General features: G+C 32.3%; 18 protein-coding genes. All 18 read left to right on the top strand.

Annotation, left to right across the window (positions count from 1 at the left end):
- Nucleotides 1–1581: O-antigen ligase family protein (locus SA378_RS09760; RefSeq protein WP_318525804.1), on the top strand; the 1581-nt coding region annotated here is incomplete at its 5' end.
- Nucleotides 1582–1635: 54 nt separating this feature from the next.
- Nucleotides 1636–2022 carry a hotdog domain-containing protein gene (locus SA378_RS09755; RefSeq protein WP_318525803.1) on the top strand — a complete coding sequence of 129 codons (387 nt, stop codon included), beginning with the start codon at nt 1636–1638 and terminating at the stop codon, nt 2020–2022.
- A 516-nt stretch (nt 2023–2538) separates the two neighbouring features.
- Entirely contained in the window at nt 2539–4227 is a 1689-nt protein-coding gene (locus tag SA378_RS09750) for a GspE/PulE family protein (RefSeq protein ID WP_318525802.1), read from the top strand.
- Between the two features lie 18 nt (nt 4228–4245).
- Nucleotides 4246–5295, top strand: a complete 1050-nt coding sequence (locus SA378_RS09745; RefSeq protein ID WP_318525801.1) for a type IV pilus twitching motility protein PilT — start codon at nt 4246–4248, stop codon at nt 5293–5295.
- Between the two features lie 42 nt (nt 5296–5337).
- Complete coding sequence (locus tag SA378_RS09740) at nt 5338–6543, top strand: type II secretion system F family protein (RefSeq protein WP_318525800.1); 1206 nt, start codon at nt 5338–5340, stop codon at nt 6541–6543.
- Nucleotides 6544–6850: 307 nt separating this feature from the next.
- Entirely contained in the window at nt 6851–7243 is a 393-nt protein-coding gene (locus SA378_RS09735) for a type II secretion system protein (RefSeq protein ID WP_318525799.1), read from the top strand.
- A 129-nt stretch (nt 7244–7372) separates the two neighbouring features.
- Complete coding sequence (locus SA378_RS09730) at nt 7373–8110, top strand: prepilin peptidase (RefSeq protein ID WP_318525798.1); 738 nt, start codon at nt 7373–7375, stop codon at nt 8108–8110.
- 146 nt (nt 8111–8256) lie between these two features.
- Entirely contained in the window at nt 8257–9885 is a 1629-nt protein-coding gene (pilM, locus tag SA378_RS09725) for a pilus assembly protein PilM (RefSeq protein WP_318525797.1), read from the top strand.
- Nucleotides 9872–11110, top strand: a complete 1239-nt coding sequence (locus tag SA378_RS09720) for a hypothetical protein (protein ID WP_318525796.1) — start codon at nt 9872–9874, stop codon at nt 11108–11110. Before pilM (SA378_RS09725) ends, SA378_RS09720 begins: the two co-directional genes overlap by 14 nt.
- Nucleotides 11111–11169: 59 nt before the next feature.
- On the top strand, nt 11170–11958 hold the full coding sequence (locus SA378_RS09715; protein ID WP_318525795.1) for a type II secretion system protein: 789 nt from the start codon (nt 11170–11172) through the stop codon (nt 11956–11958).
- Nucleotides 11959–12004: 46 nt separating this feature from the next.
- Nucleotides 12005–14056 (top strand): hypothetical protein, encoded by a 2052-nt coding sequence (locus tag SA378_RS09710; RefSeq protein WP_318525794.1) that lies wholly within the window; start codon nt 12005–12007, stop codon nt 14054–14056.
- A 48-nt stretch (nt 14057–14104) separates the two neighbouring features.
- Nucleotides 14105–17032 carry a VWA domain-containing protein gene (locus SA378_RS09705; RefSeq protein ID WP_318525793.1) on the top strand — a complete coding sequence of 976 codons (2928 nt, stop codon included), beginning with the start codon at nt 14105–14107 and terminating at the stop codon, nt 17030–17032.
- Between the two features lie 82 nt (nt 17033–17114).
- A complete protein-coding gene (locus tag SA378_RS09700) occupies nt 17115–17567 on the top strand; it encodes a PilW family protein (protein WP_318525792.1) in 453 nt (150 codons plus the stop codon).
- Nucleotides 17568–17794: 227 nt separating this feature from the next.
- On the top strand, nt 17795–19339 hold the full coding sequence (pilM, locus tag SA378_RS09695) for a pilus assembly protein PilM (protein WP_318525791.1): 1545 nt from the start codon (nt 17795–17797) through the stop codon (nt 19337–19339).
- Nucleotides 19329–19898 (top strand): hypothetical protein, encoded by a 570-nt coding sequence (locus tag SA378_RS09690; protein WP_318525790.1) that lies wholly within the window; start codon nt 19329–19331, stop codon nt 19896–19898. The genes pilM (SA378_RS09695) and SA378_RS09690 overlap by 11 nt, the downstream gene beginning before the upstream one ends.
- 9 nt (nt 19899–19907) lie before the next feature.
- Nucleotides 19908–20291 (top strand): prepilin-type N-terminal cleavage/methylation domain-containing protein, encoded by a 384-nt coding sequence (locus SA378_RS09685; RefSeq protein WP_318525789.1) that lies wholly within the window; start codon nt 19908–19910, stop codon nt 20289–20291.
- Nucleotides 20284–20826 carry a hypothetical protein gene (locus SA378_RS09680; RefSeq protein WP_318525788.1) on the top strand — a complete coding sequence of 181 codons (543 nt, stop codon included), beginning with the start codon at nt 20284–20286 and terminating at the stop codon, nt 20824–20826. The genes SA378_RS09685 and SA378_RS09680 overlap by 8 nt, the downstream gene beginning before the upstream one ends.
- A gap of 45 nt (nt 20827–20871) precedes the next feature.
- Nucleotides 20872–21411, top strand: a complete 540-nt coding sequence (locus SA378_RS09675; RefSeq protein ID WP_318525787.1) for a PilW family protein — start codon at nt 20872–20874, stop codon at nt 21409–21411.
- Nucleotides 21412–21475: the final 64 nt, after the last annotated feature.

Raw genomic sequence — 21475 nt, 5'->3', positions numbered from 1 at the left:
TTTCTTAAACATAAAATTTCAATTCAAAAATACAACAGATATTATATACCCATGGCAATATATGCTTTGTTTGTTGTATTGTCAACATTTATGTCTCTCTATAGGAATGTGGCATTGTTAGGCTTTGCGGATATGTACCAAGGTATGTCAGTGCTACTTTGTTATGTTTTGCTTACATTTATCATAATGAATTTCGTGAATACTGAAAGAGATGTTAAAATCATAATTTATTCATTTGTAATTCTTGGTATTATCGTGGGCATACTTGGGCTGAGCCAATACTTTGGTTATGATTTTTTACAGACAGAAGTAGGCAAACACCTAATAACCCCAAAATCACTTGAAGATGCAAATATTGAATTTACCTTTGGAAAATATACAATTTACGCAACCATGTACAATACAAATTTTGTCGGAAGCTTCGGAGCACTTTTGCTGCCAATAACTGTTATGCTTTACTTAAATTCCGGTGAAAAGAAAAAAGATTTTATATTTTTTATTTCTTCAGTACTCACATATACAACATGGCTTGGGTGTAATTCAAGAGCCGGATACATAGGTATTATGGTTGCAGGCATAATTGGAATTGTAATGTTCAGGAATGTGCTAAAAGAAAAATATAAAAAAATATGTTTGTTAATAATAATATATATAATTATAGCAATTGCTTTTAATATAGCATCTAATGGACGAGTTTTTGGCCAGTTTTCAAGGTTAAGTCCCTTGTTAGAAGCAGAAAAGTTAAAAACAATTCAGGAAGGACAAAAGGTGAGGTTTGAAGAAGTATCTGTAAAAAATAATACATTTACAATTAAAACAACAGGTGAGGAAATAAAAGGAACAGTAGTGAATTGTGAAGTGACTTTTGAAGATGGAGAAGGAAATATCCTTGATATACTTAAGGATACTAATGATTACATAACGTTCAGAGATGAGAGATACAGAGACTACAGTTTCAGACATACAGACGGATTCCCATTTATCAACGCAAAAATTTACAACAGACCTTTGAACCTTTATGCCATGGAAGATGATACGGTTAAAGTCATTTCTATGAATATGAAGCTTACAGAGCCTGTTACTGCACCAAGGATTAAATTATTTGATGGAAGAGAAACCTTCGCATCCAACAGGGGATATATATGGTCAAGAACATTACCTATGTTAAAAAATACATTGTTCATAGGATATGGACCTGACAATTATTGTCTGATGTTTCCCCAAGAGGATTATGTGGGACGATTTAACACAGGAAAAAGCATGACTAATATTGTGGTAGACAAACCTCATAACATGTATATGCAAACGGCAGTAAATACCGGGGCAATATCATTAATATCACTCATTTTTATTTGGGTAACTTATCTCATAGGCAGTTTTAAACTGTATTCTCGCAAGAAAATTCATACACTTTTAGAATATATGGGAGCTTCTGCTTTTTTAAGTGTAACTGCTTATTTAGCTGCAGGAATATTTAACGATAACATAGTATCGGTTGCACCATTATTCTGGATTATTTTAGGACTTGGTATAGGTATAAATAAAATGAATAAAATTGACATTTATACATTACAGTGCTAAAATAAACTTGTCACGGGGCAAGTGACAAGAGAGCAAAAAATTTGGAGGGTAAAAATGAAATCATTAATTAGAATTAGGATGAGCGCACATGAAGCTCATTACGGCGGAGAATTGGTGGATGGAGCCAGAATGCTGGGATTGTTTGGAGATGTTGCAACAGAACTGTTAATCAGAAATGATGGAGATGAGGGGTTATTCTGTGCATATGACAATGTTGAATTTCTTGCACCTGTGTATGCAGGAGATTACATTGAAGCAGAGGGAGAATTAGTTTCAGTTGGTAATTCATCAAGAAAAATGAAATTTGAAGCAAGAAAAGTAATCGTACCGAGAAAAGACATAAATGATTCTGCCTGCGACTTCTTAGAAGAACCGATAGTAGTTTGCAGAGCTTCAGGTACTTGTGTGGTTCCAAAAGACAAGCAAAGAAAAAAAAAGTAGAAAAATAGCAAAATTTAGACGACACGCGAGTGTCGCTCAGCTTGATGACAAAGTTAACTTTCCGACCTTGTCATTCTGAGACGCAGGCGAAGAATCTCATGTTTTCAACAAAGATGAGATCCTTCACTTTGTTCAGGATGACATAAATGTGGTTTGTCAATAGTCTGGGCGACACGTGAGTGTCGTTTTTTTGTAATTGAAATGTAATTGAAATATAATTAAAATGAAATTGCTAAATAATAGAAATGTAATAGTTTTAATATACAATAATGAATATAAATGAAGTTCTTGCTGAAAAATGAAAGAAAATGAAATAATAAACTAAAAATAATTTGTAAAGAATATTTTACAGAAAACGTTAGTTTCGTTGAAAAATTAATAGATTTTTGTAATAAAACTGTATATACCATTTGACAAATTATGCAGATTAAAATATAATGAAATAAAAGAAGAAATTAATCATAATTAGTTATTTTTAAATAATCAGTGTTATTTTTATACATCAAAGGAGAAATTATGAACAGATCTAGTAAAACTTTAAAACTTGGCGATATTCTTCTGCAAAAAAAAGAAATAACACAAGAACAATTAAATGAAGTTTTAAAATTGCAAACTGGAAGTGGCAAAAAACTCGGTGAAATATTAGTAGAAAAAGGTTATATAACTGAAAAAACAGTTATGTTGACATTGTCCGAACAATTAGGACTGGAAATAGTTAATTTAGACAATTTCCATATTAATTTAGACGCAACAATATTAATATCAGAAAAACTGGCAAAAAGAACAAATGCTATTCCATTAAAGATTATTAATGATAAATTGCTTGTAGCTATGAGTGAACCTTTGAATATTTTCGATATAGAAGATATTGAAATGGAATCAGGAAAAAAATCAGAAGTTGTTCTTGCTACAAAGGTCCAAATAACAAATGCCATTGAAAAATATATGGGCAGACGAAGTGCTGAAAAAGCAGTTGAAGACTTTAATAAAGAAAATCTCGTTAATGAAGATTTTGAAGTAATAAATGAAGAAACAGACATAAATGTAAGCAACTCACCGGTTGTCAGACTTATAAACTCACTTATGAGACAAGCTCTGAAAATGGGAGCAAGCGATATTCACATTGAGCCATTAGAAGATAGGCTGCGGGTAAGGGTAAGAATTGATGGTGATTTACAAGAAATTCTAACACCTTCTAAGCATACACAATCTGCTATTGTAACAAGAGTAAAAATAATGGCAGGAATGAACATAGCTGAAAAGAGATTACCTCAAGACGGTAGAATTGAAATAAAAATAGATGATTCTATAATAGACCTTAGAATTTCAGTACTTCCAACAGTATATGGAGAAAAAATAGTAATGCGTCTTTTGGACCGTGGGAATTTCTTAAAAACAAAAAAAGAACTTGGTTTTACACAAAAAAATATGGAGTCATTTGATTCTATATTAGAAGCTCCAAATGGTGTAATATTAGTTACCGGACCAACAGGCAGCGGAAAAACCACAACATTGTATGCTGCTCTTAACGAACTAAATAAAATAAATAAAAATATTATAACGGTTGAAGATCCGGTAGAATATAAAATTGAAGGAATAAATCAGGTACAGGTTAATACAAAGGCAGGACTTTTGTTTTCAACAGGCTTAAGGTCAATATTAAGGCAGGACCCTGACATAATAATGGTAGGAGAAATAAGAGATGAGGAAACTGCAGAAATTGCTATAAGAGCAGCTATCACAGGACACCTTGTTATTTCAACCATACATACCAATGACGCGCCATCAACTATTATGCGATTACAGGACATGGGTGTTAAACCATTTTTAGTCGCAGCATCAGTAAGAGGAATAGTTGCACAAAGGCTTGTAAAAAGAGTATGTTCTAATTGTAAAATAGAATATGAAGCAAGCGACGTTGAAAAAAGTCTATTGGAAGTACAGGGAGATGTAAAATTGCATAAAGGCAAGGGGTGCCCAAAATGCTATTATACAGGATACAGCGGAAGAATTGCCATTCATGAAATATTAAAAGTAGATAAGAACGTTAGAGAAGCCATACAATGTGGAAGGGGTATGGACGAAATAACCAGGATTGCAGAAAAGGGCGGCATGAAAACTCTTAAAGATAACTGCAAAGAATTAGTGTTATCAGGAGTTACAACTATTGAAGAGTATTCACAAGTTGTATATAAATTGGATTAGTGGGGGAATTGGGTAACTATGGAAATAAATAATCTTTTGCATAAATTAATGTCAATGAAAGGCTCGGATTTACATATATCTGTTGGTTGTGCTCCGGTCTACAGGGTAAATGGTGTATTGCTGAATATAGGAAGTGACAAATTAACCCCAGAAGATACTGAGCGCTTAGTTAGACAGGTTACTACAGATGAACAGTTACAAGAAATAAATGATATTGGAGACTATGACATGTCCTATGCAATTCAAAACTTAGGACGGTTTAGAATAAATATATTTAAACAAAGAGGAAGCTACTCCATAGCAATTCGTTCTGTTCAAATGGAAATACCTACATTAAAAGAAATTAATATGCCGGATGTCTTATATGAATTTACTCAGAGGCAAAGAGGCCTTGTACTTGTGACAGGACCAACAGGCAGCGGTAAATCAACAACCTTGGCATCAATGATCAATATTATTAACAACGAGAGAAAATGTCACATCATTACTTTAGAGGATCCGATTGAATATTTACATAAACACAATAAAAGCATTGTGAACCAGCGGGAGTACAGAAGTGATTTTAAGTCATTTGTAGAAGGACTGCGCTCGTGCTTGAGACAGGACCCAGACGTAATTTTGTTAGGGGAAATGAGAGATTTAGAAACAATGGAAATAGCACTGATGGCTGCAGAAACAGGACACCTTGTATTTTCAACTCTCCATACAACAGGAGCTGCTCAGACCATAGACCGTATAATAGATGTTTTCCCTCCTCACCAACAGCAGCAGGTAGTAATACAGCTGGCCAATGTGCTAGAGGGAGTTGTATCCCAGCAGTTAGTGCTTGACATAGAAGAAAAAGAGAGGTTTGCAGCTGTTGAAATAATGGTTTCAAAGCCAGCCATAAGAAATTTAATTAGAGAAAAGAAAACTCATCAAATACAAAATCAAATACAAACTGGCTCTAAATTTGGTATGCAGACAATGGATTCAAGTTTGCTGAAAATGTACAATGAAAAAATTATATCGAGGCAGACTCTTTTAAAATCAGTAATGGATTACGATTATGTGATGAAACAAATATGAGACTGAGACTGCGAGATGCCACATTAAAAAAGGAAGGTAACTATGGCAGCATATAAATGTAGTGTAGTGGATCAATTAGGGAAAAAACATAAAATTAACCACAATGCAGAATCAAAAGCAGAAGTCATTGACTTCTTAAAGCAAAATAAATACGTCATAATAGACATAAAAAAAGCAGAATCTTCAATAGATTTAAGCAAGTACAACACTAAAAAAATAAAAGCTAAAGATTTGGCGGTATTTTGCAAACAACTTTATGCCATGCTAAAAGCAGGAGTAACAATAGTTAACAGCCTTGAAATACTAAGGCAGCAGACAGAAAACAAACATTTAAGTAAAATTATAGGTCAAATGTATGAGGACTTGCAAAGAGGCAACACACTGTCAGAAGCATTGTCCCATCACAAGGGTGTATTCCCCAGCATTTTTATAAGCATGGTAGAAGCAGGGGAATTAAGCGGAAACATAGATGTTATAATGAACAGATTGTCAACTCATTTTGAAAAAGAATATAAAATAGAAAACAAAGTAAAAAGTGCCATGACCTACCCGATAATACTTGCAATAGTATGTATTACAGTTGTAGTGTTCCTTTTGACAACAATAATGCCTACATTTGTTGACATGTATGCAAGCTCAGGAGTTGAACTTCCAAAGATTACTCAAGTAATGATTGGAATGAGTGAGGGCATAAAAAAATATTGGTATGTAATTATCTTGGCAATGGTAATCATTGCATTTGGAATGTCAATTTTTAATAGGAATAAAGAAGTTAAATTAAAGGAAGATTATTATAAATTGAAAATTCCCGTAGTGAAAAGTTTAGCCCTTAAGGTAGCAACTTCAAGATTTACAAGGACTTTGGCAACATTGATGGGCAGCGGTGTTCCGCTTTTACAGGCGCTTGAAACTGTGTCTGGGGTAACAGGCAACACATACATAGGAAGCAAAATATTAGAAGCAAGAGAAGATGTGAGAAAAGGACTGGCATTGTCACAGCCCTTAAGACAGCAGGGAGTTTTCCCTCCAATGGTACATTCCATGATAAAAATTGGAGAAGACTCAGGTTCAATTGAAGAAATATTGGACAAGACTGCAGACTTTTACGACGAAGAAGTAGATACTGCAGTAACCAGGTTAACAACAATGCTTGAGCCAATCATGATAGTGTTCATGGCAATAATAAACGGCTTCATAGTAATAGCAATGGTAGTACCAATGTTTGACATGGTAAAGACAGTGCAATAATCCGAGAAGTGAGACGTTGCATAATACGAGAAGTAAGACGTTGCATAATACGAGAAGTGAGACGCTGTCATCCTGAGTGTAGCGAAGGATCTCATCAAAAAAAGAGACGCTGTCATCCTGAGCGTAAGCGAAGGATCTCATCACTTATTAATACTAATATATGTCGAAAAATGTTTAAACCAAACAGAAAAGGGTAAATATTAGAAAAGTATATGACTTTCAAGAAAGTGCAATTATAATTAATGAAATTAATTCTTGAAAGATTAATATAAAAATAAGAAGAGAAGAAGAGAAGAGGAGAAAGAATATGTTTAGAATTATTAACAAATTAAAAAACAGAAAAGGATTCACATTAATTGAATTAATTGTTGTATTGGCAGTGTTGGCTATTATTATGGCAATCGCGGTACCGAGGTTTTTGGGTGTACAGGAAGATGCAAGAGAAGATGCTGATTATTCAACAGGAGCAATGATTGCAAAGGCGGCTGAGCTATATTATGCAAAAACTGAAACAACGGCAGATGTTAGTGCCCAAGATTTAATTGATGATAACTATATTAATGGAATAGAATTTCAATCAAGTGATTTTGATGGAGTAGATCTTGATACCGAAGTAACTGTTAGTACTTCAGGTTCGACTATTACGGTAACAATTGTAAATGATGGTGGAACTACTGAAACTTTATATCCTAGACCATAATAATAAGGAGAGACACGGGAAAGACACGGGAACGCTTCGTGTGTCTTAATTAGGCACATTGAAAAAACATTTAAGTAAATATTTGGCGATGGTTTTTTTGAAACCATTCAACCAAACATGGGAAAAATAATGACAATAATATTTTTGATCTACGGCCTTTTCATAGGCTCATTCCTGAATGTATGCATTTACCGCATACCTTCAGGAATATCAATAGCATATCCACCGTCCTCCTGCGGAAGCTGCGGACACAGGCTTAATTACATAGACATGATACCGGTGGTAAATTACATAAAAAACAAAGGCAAATGCAGATACTGCGGTTCACCGTACTCCATGAAGTATCCCTTGATAGAATTGCTAAACGGAGTGTTGTATGCATTCATAGCATTGAAATACGGCTTTACATTAACTTCAATTTGGTATTGTCTCATAATAAGCTTGCTTATAACCATAAGCATCATAGACTTAAAGCACAAAATAATACCGGACAGTTTAAATATTGTCGGGGGAATAACAGGAATTATATTTATCATATTAGAAAAAACAATACTAACTGACAGCTTAATTGGAGCAGGAATAGGACTGGGATTGTTTTTATTAATAGCACTTATAACAAATGCCATGGGCGGCGGGGACATAAAGCTGATGGCAGTATTGGGACTCATATTTGGCGTCAAAGGAGTTCTGTTTATAACATTATTTTCCTTCGTCACAGGAGCAGTAATTTCATTAGTTTTATTAATTACGAAAGTAAAAAGCAGAAAAGATGAAATACCATTTGGACCGTTCATATCTTTATCTGCTTTAATGTATATATACTTTGGAAACGAAATAATAAATTGGTATTTAAACATAATTATGTAATTTTGTCATCCTGAGCATAGCGAAGGATCTCATCTTTTAATAATACTGAGATTTTTCACTGCGTTCAGAATGACAATAGTTTGGCATAAAGAGATTTTTAGTAACAGCAGATTACATACTAAAATATTAGATAGAAAGGTAAAACCATGGGGAGAATTTTATCTGTAGAAATTAAAAACAGGAATATAAAAATTTTGGAAGGAACCAAAAGCGGTTCTTCGTTAACGATTTATAAGAGCCTTTTTTTAGACATTGAACCGGGAAGCATTGATGACGGCAAAATCATTGATATGGATTCAGTTGTAGCAACTGTTGAAACAGCATTGACAGAACATAATATCAAATCAAAAAATGCAATATTTATTATTAATACAAATTCAACTGTTACAAGAAACATGGAATTACCATTACTAAAAAGCAAAACAGAAACAATGTCAATGATAAAAAGCGAATTAGATCAGCTTTTACCTGTTGACTTAAATCAATACAAACTGGTTTATAAGAAAACAGATTCAGTTACATCAGATGGTACAGAAAAGGGAAAATATATAGTATATGGACTTCCAATAGGAATATATGAACAATATATAGAGTTAGCCCAGAAACTTAAGTTAGAGTTAGTAGCTATTGATCTTGCTTCTAATTGCCTCGACAAAATTGCAGGTCAAAAGCTGACTATAAACAAGGAAAATCTGAAATCAGGAACAGCATCAGCATTTATTGACATTGGATACAGCAACATATCATTTTGTGTTGTAAATAACGGAAAAGATGATTTTTCAAGGATATCTTCAAATGGTATTTATGACATAGTTAAAAACTATGGGACTGTGTTTGAACTAAGTCAAGAAGAAGCAATGAATGAAATACAAACTCTTCCGCTGGGTGAAAATGTTGAAATTTTGTCTGATATTTCTAAAATAAACATTTTAGAAGACAACATAAACATGTGGATAGACGAATTCAACAGATATATAAGGTACTACAATTCAAACAACAAGGAAAGACAAATAGAAAAAATATATATTTATGGCAGTTTTGCTAAAATTATAGGACTAGAGTATTATTTAGAATCTCATTTGAACATTGACACAGAAATGATAAATGAAGTATCAAATGTTGTTATAAAAGATAGCTTAACGGAAAGTAACTTTGATATTAAATCTTATTTGATTCCTTTGCTGTCATTGTATATTGACAAAAATGATATTAACTTTTTAACTGACAAAAAGAAAAAGCATAAGAGCAAATTCAATGCTAATGTTGGTTTAATGGCAGTAGGGCTCATACTATTTTTAACTTTAGCGTTTTATATATATTCATACATGGTTGAAAAGTCATCCTTAGAAAAAGAAATTGCCACAATGGATGAGTTTATCAGCAATGAAGAAAATATAAAAACTAGCGAAGAAGCAATTGCAATGAAAAACAAGGCATTGCTGCTGAAAACTTATAAAAATGAAGTTGATAAGTTAAAGACAGCTATCAGAAACGAAGATGCGGTTACAACAATAATGTTTGAACAGGTTGCTTCTTCAATACCTGTAGGAACTAAAGTAAATTCCATGTCCATAGATAAAAGCAGCATACAATTGCAGTGCAGTTCAGCTTCAAGACAAGAAGTTGCTCAATTTGAGAAAAATTTAAAAGCGGTAGAATTTATTGATAATGTGTATATACCTGCTGTGGTTGATAGCGCCGAAGGCGGCAATTTTAATTATTCCTATTCAGTAATATGTGACATAAAGGATGTGATTGTAAATGAAGCTGAGTAAAAGAGAGAAAGTGTTAATATTCATATTGATTGTAGCAGTTATAGGATATGCAGCATATAGATTTTTGCCAGGTTCTAATTTATTTAATTTAGATGCAATGAAAGAGGAATACAATCAAAAAAGTGATGCATATGACACTATGTCACAAAACCTTCTGTTAAAAAGCAAGTACGAAGAAAATGTTAAGTTATTTAGCGATGAAATTAATAATTTAGACGTGATTTCAGATATTCAGCAGGAGAACATAATAGTGTTTTTAGATAATTATTTTACCAACAACAACATTGATGCAAACAACATAAGCTTTACAGATGCAACAGTAGTTCCCATGAACGACATTGTTGCACACGGGGAACCTAAAGCTGTAAGCACCTTAGAAACCATAATGAGTGAAATAAATGGGACAGGCTCAGTAAGTGAACAAAACACTGCTGATATTGGAAAAGAGGAAGGAACTGATGCAGAACAGGCTCAAAAATCCGAAGAAGAAGCTGAGCAGAAGCCGTCTCTTACAATTCGTTCAATTTCTGTGAACGTAGCATTTGAAAGCACCTATGACAGCATGATAAAATTTATTGATGCAATACAAATCAATGCTGTAGATATATCCATCACCAATATAAACACAGTATCACCGGGAGGGAATATTCTCCAGGGAACCATGACACTAAATTTCTACGGAGTTCCTAAACTTGATAGCTTTATTGAAGAAAACCAGGAATGGCTGTGGAAGGATTTAGTTAAGTTCGGAAAAAACAATCCATTTTTAATTGATGGATATGCAACGACATTTGCAAATGCCGGCAACAGCTTTGATTTCTACATGAGTGTTAAACCGGAAAGTTCAGACTTGCCAACTGTAATAGTAGGTAAAGCAGAAGATAAAAGCAGAAGCACATATGTATATGCAGACAGCAATAAAATGGAAGAAGTTGAATTCCAGTTTAAAAAAGATAACGACAAAATTTATTATAAATATAAAACTAAAAGCAGCACATATCCAAGTGATGGAACATGGATGGAATTTGCACCTGTAGAAAGTGACAGCATATTCATAAAAATATATTCAAGTGCAAGAAATTCAAAAACTGATTCTGCAGGGGTTAATATAGCTGTTACCAATACAACAGGATTAAAAGTACGTATTGAAGTTGAAGATGATGACACAACAAATCCAAGAGTATACTTCAAAGACGCAAGATTAGTAATAGTAACTAGAAAATAATACATCTTGGTTGCATTACTAGTCGTTATGGGACAAGTTTAAGAAGTTTAGAGATTATAATGAAAGAGGTGATTAGCATGAGAAAGCTGTTGAATAACAAAGGTTTGACGTTAATAGAGATAATTATTACACTGGCTGTTTTAGGTATTGTTATTGCTCCTCTCATGTCAATGTTTATAACCTCACAAAAGATCAATACAGAAAGTGAAAATGAGTATAATGCCATTCAGCTTGCACAAAAGTATATGGAAGAAATCAAAGGAATGGATGTTCTTGACACAGATAATGCAGATGGCTATCCATATATAACCAGTGAAGATACATATAAAAGAAACTTAACTGAGGATGGTTATGATTTGACAATCAGCGTAAAAAAAGCAGGTATGCAAAGTGGTGAGGTTGGAGTTGATAATCCGGCTGATTTAGTAACAGAATTTTCTACGCTTAAAATAAAAAAAGAATCTGTTATTTATTGGGATGGATTTGGAACTGTAACTAACAACGGCAACGGTGATGTGGATATTGTAATAACAAATGCAGATAAAAAAAATATCAAAGTGCTTTTAAATACTGATGCAGAAATAGGTATTACGAATGAACGAAGCGATGAAGTGACTTTATACATTTATAATATAGTTGGTGATACAACATATGATTGTGTAGTTGATGTAGTAAAAGGGCAAGTAAATAAAATATACAACAATTATACTGAAGACGAAGATGATATTGTTTCATTTGATAAAACAGCAAAAAATATATTGTACAATATTAATATCCATGTAGAAAAAGACGGGGAAAAAGTAATTGATGATATTATAGGCTCTACAATTTTTAAATATGAACCATAAGAAATAAATTAGGATTTCATTTTAGAAATAAAAAGGGATGATATATATGAAAAAGAAAATAAAAAGCAATAAAGGATCAAATTTAGTTCTGTTAGTTGTGGCAATAGGAGATATATCTTTGCTTGGAACATCTGTTTTAGGTGTTACAATGATGAATTATAAAATCAAAAAAGCAAACACAGAAATTAAAGATGCGTTTTACAGATCTGAAGCAGGCTTGGATGAAACATATTCAAATACTTATGCATTTGTACAAGATGCTGTAAAAGACTCTAATGGTGATGCTAATGCTTTTATTGGAGCTTTTAGGCTTGATAATATGGAGTATTTAAACAACAACAGTCCATATAGTCTATGTATAATTCCAAACACTGAATATGATGATGAAGGAACACCAATTGGTGTAACATATACTTTTGATGAAGATGAAATTCAAAAGCAAGCTGAGATAATATTTAATCATAATTACAAACTATATCTTGATGGCAAAATTGCAAGTCTTAACAACCTTGATATTCTTGACAATCCTAAGATAACAGTTGTTGACAACGGGTGGAATTACAATTCTGCAGATGACTTGTATACACAACTTAGCTTGTCAGTTGATTCCGAATATATCAATGATGATAATATTCAGAAGAAAACATCGGTAAATTTAACAATCGATGTTCCAGAATACAACGAGCCATATACTGTAGTGACTAAAATAATCCCTGTTAATCCATTTTGGACAATGGTGTTGACTGCTGATGACTTAAATATCAGCAGCAACAGTGAATTTGAAGGAAATGTGCATATTTCTGGGGACATGAATGTTGAGGATGATAATTTAAATACTTCTTTTAAAGGAGATTTAACAGTAAATGGAGATATGAACATTGATGGTAACTCTTCAATAACTAAAGTTAAAAATGTGTATACAAATAATATTTACCTGAATGGCAACAACGCAACATTTGAAACAATTGATTCTGGGAATAAAATATATGTTAAAGATGATTTGGAAATAAATAATCAGAATCAAAAGGTATTAATCGACGGTTCGTATTATGGATTCTCAGATGGAACTAATAATCCTGCTCCTGATAATTCCAGCGGTATCAACATCAATGAATCATTAGGGTTAGACATTGTGGTAACAGAAGATTTGTATTTATACGGAACTTCGTATGTAAAAATAAATGATACTCTTAAATATCAAACAGGAGAATCTGTGTCTGTTAAAGGAAATTACAGAGCTTATATGCAGCCATTGACATTTGCATCAGCTGTTTCTTCTGACGGAAAAGACTTGCGAAATGTTGAATTTGCAGATTACGACTTTATGAGACTTGCAGATCATTTCTCTGATGGAAGTAATTTTACTGCAATGCACAAAGCTGCTTACATAAATTATTATAATGAAGAATATGGAGGTTTAACAATACCTTTGGGAATAGATTTAAATGTAAATAAAATACATTCCATAGGCAGTACCATTAATGAAGGAAACCTTGAAGAGGCTACTATAGCTTTTGAGGATTATGAAGTGTTTACTGAAGCAGAAGATGTTTATGACATTCAAACAACAAAGTTAGGATATGAAAAAGACTATGAGGATAATTTTTTAGGTGATGTTAATTTCTCAGGACAGGTTAAATTAGACAATATGCCCTTAGATATTGAAAACTCACTTACAGCAAGTAAATATGTTTATATAGACGATGTAACCGGTACGTTCACACTGCCAAGCGGAAATTACAGTGGTGTTATAATTACAAATAAAAATTTGGTTATTTCGGACAATGTAATTTTCAAGGGATTGATAATAACTAATGGGAATATGACTGTATCAGGTGACTTTGATTTTGAAGGGGCGCTTATAGTTGGTGGAAATGTAAATTTATCAGCTACAGGTGAAAAAACTTTCAAACATAATAAGGATGTTGTTTCGAAAATAGTTGCTGAATATGATCTTCATAAAACAATATTTAAGGATAGCGCAAGTATTAGTACAATTAAGGTAACAACATTTGTTACCGGTGATACATCTGATGATGAAACAATCAATGTTGATTTTAGCAGGCTTATGAAATTTAATAGCTGGCAGATGGAATAGTCGAATGATAACATTGAAAATAATACATGTTTAGTGGGAGGTTAAAATATGAATAATAAATTGTTTAAAAAAACCATGTGCTTTGCTTTAACATTATTTTTGTTAATTTCTGTTTTTTCTGTTAATTTTGCCGATGCAGTTGCAGGTGACAGTGAGATGGAACCAATTCAATATACTCAAGGGGATACAGTTAATTTTCCTCAATACCCTAATGAAGGCTACGTAAGATTGGAAAAAACAGCAGAATGGGTTGAGGGTGAGGAGAATATTGCTAAGGTAACAATGGCTCTGGACGGAAAAGGAATGCCAAAGAAAACTGATGTGGTACTGGTAATTGACCGTTCAGGAAGTATGAATGAAGAGCTGAGTTTGACATACGAGGAAGTTCCGTTAACATTTACGGTAAACAAAACAATAAACTATCAATCTAATAATAAAAGCAAAAAAGGAACGTGGACAAATCGTACCAGCAGTTCTGCAACTATTTCCTTAACTGCCTATGTTGACAGCAGCGGAGCTTTTAAAGGATATAAATCCGGTGCAGCAATAACTGTATCGGGATTGATAACTAATGCAGCACGTTATAGAATGACTAGCAGCAGCAGCAATTTTATCTCATGGAATTCAATAAGCAACGATAATTGTGCTAATGCTTTAATCAGTATTTTTGGTGGCAGTCAAGCTATGGGTACTATTGATGGACAGGATATTACAGTTACTTTTCCTAGTTCAAAAGGAACACTACAAAATACTTCCGGTAGCATAACAACTACAAGAATAGCAGAAGCTAAAGAAGCAGCAAAAAAATTCGTAGCATCTTTGCTTGCTACAGAAAATTTAAGAACTTTAAATAATATTGCAGTTGTTTCATACTCCAGCAGCGGTTATGGAAATGGTACAGTATATCAAGATTCCGGACTATCACATAATAACACTGCATTAAATACTGCAATTGATAGTATAAAAGCAACTGGTGGTACACATATTCAGGCAGGTATAAAAAAAGCCCAGGATATACTGGAAGGAAGTACAGCAGACAACAAATATATTGTAGTGTTAAGTGATGGTGAACCAACATTTAGTTATAGAGCTACAGAAGCTGAACCAACTGTGGATGAAGATTTAGCTTTAAATTATTCTTCAGATATAGGATATAAGTTAACTGAATTTAATTCAAATGTTTTAGGTACTGGTGGAGATTATGACTACGATAGTGATGAGTACTATTATGCATACAGTAATTATGAAAATGTTTGGGTAGATGGTTACTGGGAGCCACGTTTGGTAGAAAAATATCCCGTAACGAATAACGGACTTCCAACAATTTCTCAAGCTCTCCTGGCAAAAAAATCAGGTATTGAAATATATTCTGTTGGATTTGCTGTTTCAGGTAATAGTGATGCACAGTATACAATGGAACACATAGCCTCTAGAACTGATAATTTTTATTTGACTACAGAGGATCTGAGTGGAGTATTTACAGATATTGCCGGAAGAATTGCAAAGGCAGGTACAAATTCAAGAATTAGTGGTTCAATTATAGCAAATGATGAAGCAGGATATAATTTTACAATAATTACAGGTGATATTAATCATCCAATTAATGCAATGCCAGGTACAGCAACAGTGACAAATAATTCAATCAGCTGGAATCTCGGAGATATTACAGAAACAAGGGCTTCTCTCACTTATTATATTCGATTCAATGTTACAGGGGGTAATCCTATCCCAGATGATGCAATGCTTGATACCGGAGGAGTATCGTCTGTTATATATCAAAATCACAATGAAAAGTGGGTTGAACAAAATTTCCAAAGCACAAGGTTATCTGCTGGGGGAGGTACGGTAAATGTATCATATTTCTTAGCTAATAGCAGTGGACAACCTGTAAATAGTAATGGAGAAATAATTCCATTTGAAAATCGTGTAATAATTGAAGGATCAAACGTTATAGAATCAGCTGCCTTAGGAGATATAATAACTTCTGCAGATTACGTTAGACCATTGAAAGGATACGTTAGTCAATCAACTGTGGCTTTGGATGAGGATGGAAATGCTGTTACAGCTCAAATTCCTGTATCAAGAGCAACAATTTATTTGAACTTTCCATACTATCCTCAGCCATCTTACAATGTGAGGTATAATGGCAATGGAAACACAGGAGGAGAGGTTCCTGTAGATGACGGAAATTACTATGTTGGCAATGAAGTAACGGTACTTGATAAAGGTACATTAGTTAGAGATGGCTTCACATTTATGGGGTGGAGCACAAGCAGTAATGGAGAAGTAATATATAGTGCAGGAAATAATTTTAATATGCCATCTAATGGAATAACATTGTATGCAGTTTGGGAAAGATCACAATATACTTTAAATATCAACTACAAGTATAAAGATGGTGAAATATTTGATACTCATATTGAAGTGTTAAATGTAAATGACGGTTACAACGTATCATCTCCTGAAAAACCAGGATGGAAGATTAAAGGAGGGGATGAAATTATATCAGGAAATATGCCTGAACATGATGTGACATATACTGTTGAGTATGAGAAAATTATAAATGAGCTGATTGGGCACTCCATGTATCCTAATAAGGGGCTTGAAGCAATAAGCGGAACAAATTTCACTGTAGTGGCAGAATTTGATTACACATTTGGCTTTAGTTTTATAGCGGGACAAGACTCTGCTGATTTTAATCTTTCGATGATTGGGGACTCAGATAACAATTTCACTTTGAACAACTATAAATTATATGAAGGAAGTACAATTGTTTCATCTGCAGATACTTTAGGCAATCTGAATAAAGATGAAATAGAAGATGGAAAAACATATACAATAACATACAGTTTAAAGTGCAATAAAAAAGACGTGAGTTTAGGTATAGAAGTAATTAATGATTTTATGATTGTTGATTTAGGAGTAGTTCCTAAAACAATAAACATTATTTCTATAGATATGCCTCCATTAGAGTAAACAACAATAAAGATATTAATATAAAAATTTTGAGTTTAAACATAAACTCAAAATTTTTATTTAACATTTGAGAGGTAGTAGTATGAAAGACAATAAAGGGTTTACACTAATTGAATTATTGGTTGTTCTTGGATTAGCAGGTATAGTTATTTCAGCCGTTATGTCATTTTTTATAGCTAATTACAAAAATTATGAACGAATAAATAATGAATCTGAATTACAATATCAATCACAGTTTATTATAAATTTTATGACTAATAAAATTTTAGAAGCTGAAGAGTATAATGAAGGTGCTTATATTGATAGATTCGCTTTTGAATATGCTGATGGAACGGAAATTACTTTCAAAAGAGAAGGTGACGAGATAATTTATCAATACGGTACTGATGCACCTGTTGAACTAGGCAGCTATGTTGTTGACCTTGAAATTTCTCCTGAGAGTACAAACGCTGTGAAAATCAAACTTACTTTACAAAAGGGAGACAGTGAAGAATATCCTGCAGAACAAACAGTCTATATGAGAAATTCAAATTAAAAAAACATGGCCGGACCATTGAGCATTATTCAAAGTTCCGGCCTCTCATTATTTTTGGACGCCTGAATATTTAATATTTTAAACAATTATAACTATAATTATACAATTAAGTTAAATATAATATATTTTCTTGAAGATATATTAATAATATATATTTTGACAATATATGACATTCTTTATATAATATTTATACTGATTTATATTGTATTTATGAAAGGATGTTGCATGTGGCAAAAATTTTATCCATTGAAATAGATAATTTTAGTATAAAAATTATTGAATGTATAAAAAAGGGTGAAATATTGTCAATTAGCAGCTGTACATCAATAAATATTCCTTCTGGTGTCGCGGATGGTAAAATCATTGATATGGATTTAATTGTCAATTTAATCAATGAATCGTTAACTACGAACATAATTAAAACTAAGAAGGCTGTTTTGGTTATTAATTCAGATACCGTCATAACCAGAAAAATTAAATTGCCGTTATTAAAGAAAAAATCCGAAACTATATCGATGATACGCCTGGAACTAGAACAGCTTGTGTCAGCGGATTTAAGCCTGTATGCGGTTGTTTATAAAACTGCTGATATTTCTGTTGATGATGGAATTAAAAATGCAATATACGTTATTTATTGCCTGCCCATAATATTATTTAACCAATACAAAGAATTAGCACGAAGGTTGAAGCTTAAGCTTATCAGTATTGATGTTTCATATAACTGTCTTAATAAAATATATGACCACGGATTATCTGTTAACAACAATGTTATTAAATCTGGTGGTATTTTTGTTTTTGTAAATCTAGGATTAAACACCATCTCTTTTTGTGTTGTAAAAAATGGCATCACTAATTTTTCTAGAATTTCGTATATTGAATTTGAAAAAGATTTCATTGAAAGAGTTGCTGAAACTCCTTTAAATTACAGTAACTCTATATGTGTTTCGGCTGAATTAATGCATGGATGGCTGGATGAGATAAGTAAGTATATAAGATATTATTATTCATTAGATAATGTTAATTATATTGATAAAATTTATATTTATGGGGCTTATTCACAAGCAGAAGGTTTTCAGGAATACTTATCAGTCAATTTGAATTGTGATGTTGAGATTATAAATAAACTTTCTAATGTAAAATTGTATGGTGATTATATTAATGGAAATTTTGAAATTCATAATTATTTTGTTTCTGTTTTAGCGTTAATCGGTGATAAAAGAGATGTAAATTTCTTAACTGAAGGATTTAAGCAAAAATTCAAATCTAATTTTCGCTTTGTAGTTGCTTTAACAGTTTTAACAATATTCATTTCGGCATATTATGCGATAAGCAATTTTAATGGCTCGTTTAAAAAAGAAATTGAAACTATGAGCTTATTCTTAAATAACAAAGAAAATGTAAAAATTAATGCTGAAATTGAAAATCTAAAGAATGAGGTAATTTATTTAGAGGAATATATTGAGCAAATCAAGATGCTTAAGATTGCAATAAAAAATGATGATTATGTGTGTTCTGAGATATTTAAGGAAATTTTAAATGCTATACCGCGCAATACAAAGGTAATTTCTGTTTCAGTAGATAAGAACAATACTGTATTGCAGTGTGTTTCTACTTCTATGGTTGAAGTTACTTTATTTATGCATAATCTTAGAGTTATAGATTTTATCGAAAGTATCTATATGCCGTCAGTTGCTGTTAAGCAAGAACTGCTGCACAACTATTCATATTCGGTTGTATGCAAATTTAAGGATGTGAGTAATTTTGAAGATTAATAATAAACTCACGGGATTTATTTCGATAATTATTATAGTAATTTCAATATTATTAATGAGGAGAATTGATTTTGGCAGTTTTTATAAAAAATTAAATCCAATAAGGGATGAATACAGTGAGACAAGTATAAAATATGAAAACATGTCCCAAAATTTAATAATGAAAAGTAAATATGGACAAAGAAAGGATGAATTGTTAGATGAAATTAATAACTATAATGTGGAAACAGATATATTGCAGGAGAAAGTTTTAGCAGTCGTATACCAGCACTGTATGAGAAACAATATAGCAATTACCAATATTAATTTCACTGAAATAATTCCTGTTTCTTTGGCGGAATCGGAAAGTGAAGAAATATTGAGTGAAATTCCCGGAGTTTATATGTGTTTGACAATAGAATTTAAAAGTACTTATGTGGATATGTTGGTGTTTATTGATGATATTAAAAATGATGATATGGACATTGCCTTAACTAACATGCGCACTATAGCATGGGAGGGAGATGTTATCTATGGCGTAGCTGATCTGAAATTTTATGCTCTACCTTTGAAAATGTGAGGTTTTAAGATGAATAATGTTATGAATAAGAGGGGGTTAACGGTAATTGAAATCATAATGACTTTAGCGGTGTTGGGAGTTGTAATATGCCCGTTGATGAATATGTTTATAACATCTCAGAGAATAATTAATTTCAGTGACAATGAATATAAATCCATTCAGACAGCACAAATGTATATGGAGGAAATCAAAGCTATGGACGAGCTGAATACTGAATTATACATTTTTAACAGTGAAACGGGGTGCTATGAGAGGAACGTGAGTGAGGCGGATAATAATTACGGAGCTGAAATAGCAATAGATCCTAATAGTATTATTTATTACATAAGTATTGATATTATTAGTGAGGGAGAAATAATCAGCAGTTTGGCAGGAAGTAAAGTATATGAATAATAAGGGTTCTACCTTAGTTCTTCTAGTTATTGTAATAGCTATAGTTATTGTTTTAGGAGTTTCAATATTGAATATTTCAATGATGCAGTATGAACTTAAAAGGTTTAATACTGAATCTAAAAAAACCTTTTACATGTCGGAAACTGGACTTAATGTTGCTTTTGTTGATGCTTATGGATTAATGGAGGAGGCGACAGAAGTTTCTTTGGAAAAAGCTGAAGAATATTTGTTTCTATTTCCTTTAAATGAAATGGAAGCTGAAAATATTTTTGAAGAGAGTTATAAGCTGTACGTGACTGCAAATTTGGAAAACAGAGTATACAGAGGATTAAACCCAATAGTAGAAGTAACCAATGGCGGTACATTGGTGTTTATCGATGATAAACTAACAGCTAATGTAATGTCTAAATATAATTCTGAAAATGTTGAAAAAAATGCCTGTGTAGATTTGATAATTTTAGTTCCTGGCTATTATGATGTAAAGAATAATGTTTTTGACTTACATGATTATTTAGAGTTTGATAATTGGTCGTAGGAATGATGGATGTACTTTAGAAATATTAAAATTTTGAGGTGCAATATGAAGAATAATAGAAAAGGGCTTACATTGATTGAATTGTTAGTAGCTCTGGGACTTTCTACAATGATTATTTTCTTGGTAATATCTTTTTTTATTACAAATTTGAAAAATTATAAGAGCATAAATAATGAATCAGAACTGCAATTTCAAGCACAGTATATTCTGAATTTCATGACTAATAAAATAATGGAGTCTGAAAATATTTCATTGTTACGAAAAGATGATTTAAATATGTATTCTATAAGCTATATTCGGCCTGTGGGAGTGGAATTGATAAGCAATAAAATATCATTTAAATATGGAGAATTAAGCAGCGAAAATTATGTTTTTCACATAACAAATAACAATATTCGTTATGGCCGCGGTGATAAAGATATTAAACCTACTGTGGAATTGGGAAGTTATATAAAATATATGTATGTTTCATTATTAAAGGAAAGCAGTTTAAGCAATGCTAAAATATTAAGAATAAGGATTATATTTGAAAAGGATAATGAAGACTATGAGGCAGAGCAAGTTGTATATATGAGAAATAATTGATGAAAAGATGAGATTCTGAAACAATAACTGCATTAAAAAAAATAAATACATTGACAAATAGGGA

Source organism: Sedimentibacter sp., from assembly GCF_033447055.1.
Lineage (GTDB): Bacteria > Bacillota > Clostridia > Tissierellales > Sedimentibacteraceae > Sedimentibacter.
The sequence above is the reverse complement of the archived record's forward strand: the minus strand, read 5'-3'. Positions and strand labels throughout refer to the sequence as shown.

What these genes read in the sequence shown, in the direction of transcription:
- SA378_RS09755 (WP_318525803.1), top strand. Translation starts at nt 1,636, where the DNA reads ATGAAATCATTAATTAGAATTAGGATGAGCGCACATGAAGCTCATTAC.
- SA378_RS09750 (WP_318525802.1), top strand. Translation starts at nt 2,539, where the DNA reads ATGAACAGATCTAGTAAAACTTTAAAACTTGGCGATATTCTTCTGCAA.
- SA378_RS09745 (WP_318525801.1), top strand. Translation starts at nt 4,246, where the DNA reads ATGGAAATAAATAATCTTTTGCATAAATTAATGTCAATGAAAGGCTCG.
- SA378_RS09740 (WP_318525800.1), top strand. Translation starts at nt 5,338, where the DNA reads ATGGCAGCATATAAATGTAGTGTAGTGGATCAATTAGGGAAAAAACAT.
- SA378_RS09735 (WP_318525799.1), top strand. Translation starts at nt 6,851, where the DNA reads ATGTTTAGAATTATTAACAAATTAAAAAACAGAAAAGGATTCACATTA.
- SA378_RS09730 (WP_318525798.1), top strand. Translation starts at nt 7,373, where the DNA reads ATGACAATAATATTTTTGATCTACGGCCTTTTCATAGGCTCATTCCTG.
- pilM (WP_318525797.1), top strand. Translation starts at nt 8,257, where the DNA reads ATGGGGAGAATTTTATCTGTAGAAATTAAAAACAGGAATATAAAAATT.
- SA378_RS09720 (WP_318525796.1), top strand. Translation starts at nt 9,872, where the DNA reads ATGAAGCTGAGTAAAAGAGAGAAAGTGTTAATATTCATATTGATTGTA.
- SA378_RS09715 (WP_318525795.1), top strand. Translation starts at nt 11,170, where the DNA reads ATGAAAGAGGTGATTAGCATGAGAAAGCTGTTGAATAACAAAGGTTTG.
- SA378_RS09710 (WP_318525794.1), top strand. Translation starts at nt 12,005, where the DNA reads ATGAAAAAGAAAATAAAAAGCAATAAAGGATCAAATTTAGTTCTGTTA.
- SA378_RS09705 (WP_318525793.1), top strand. Translation starts at nt 14,105, where the DNA reads ATGAATAATAAATTGTTTAAAAAAACCATGTGCTTTGCTTTAACATTA.
- SA378_RS09700 (WP_318525792.1), top strand. Translation starts at nt 17,115, where the DNA reads ATGAAAGACAATAAAGGGTTTACACTAATTGAATTATTGGTTGTTCTT.
- SA378_RS09685 (WP_318525789.1), top strand. Translation starts at nt 19,908, where the DNA reads ATGAATAATGTTATGAATAAGAGGGGGTTAACGGTAATTGAAATCATA.
- SA378_RS09680 (WP_318525788.1), top strand. Translation starts at nt 20,284, where the DNA reads ATGAATAATAAGGGTTCTACCTTAGTTCTTCTAGTTATTGTAATAGCT.
- SA378_RS09675 (WP_318525787.1), top strand. Translation starts at nt 20,872, where the DNA reads ATGAAGAATAATAGAAAAGGGCTTACATTGATTGAATTGTTAGTAGCT.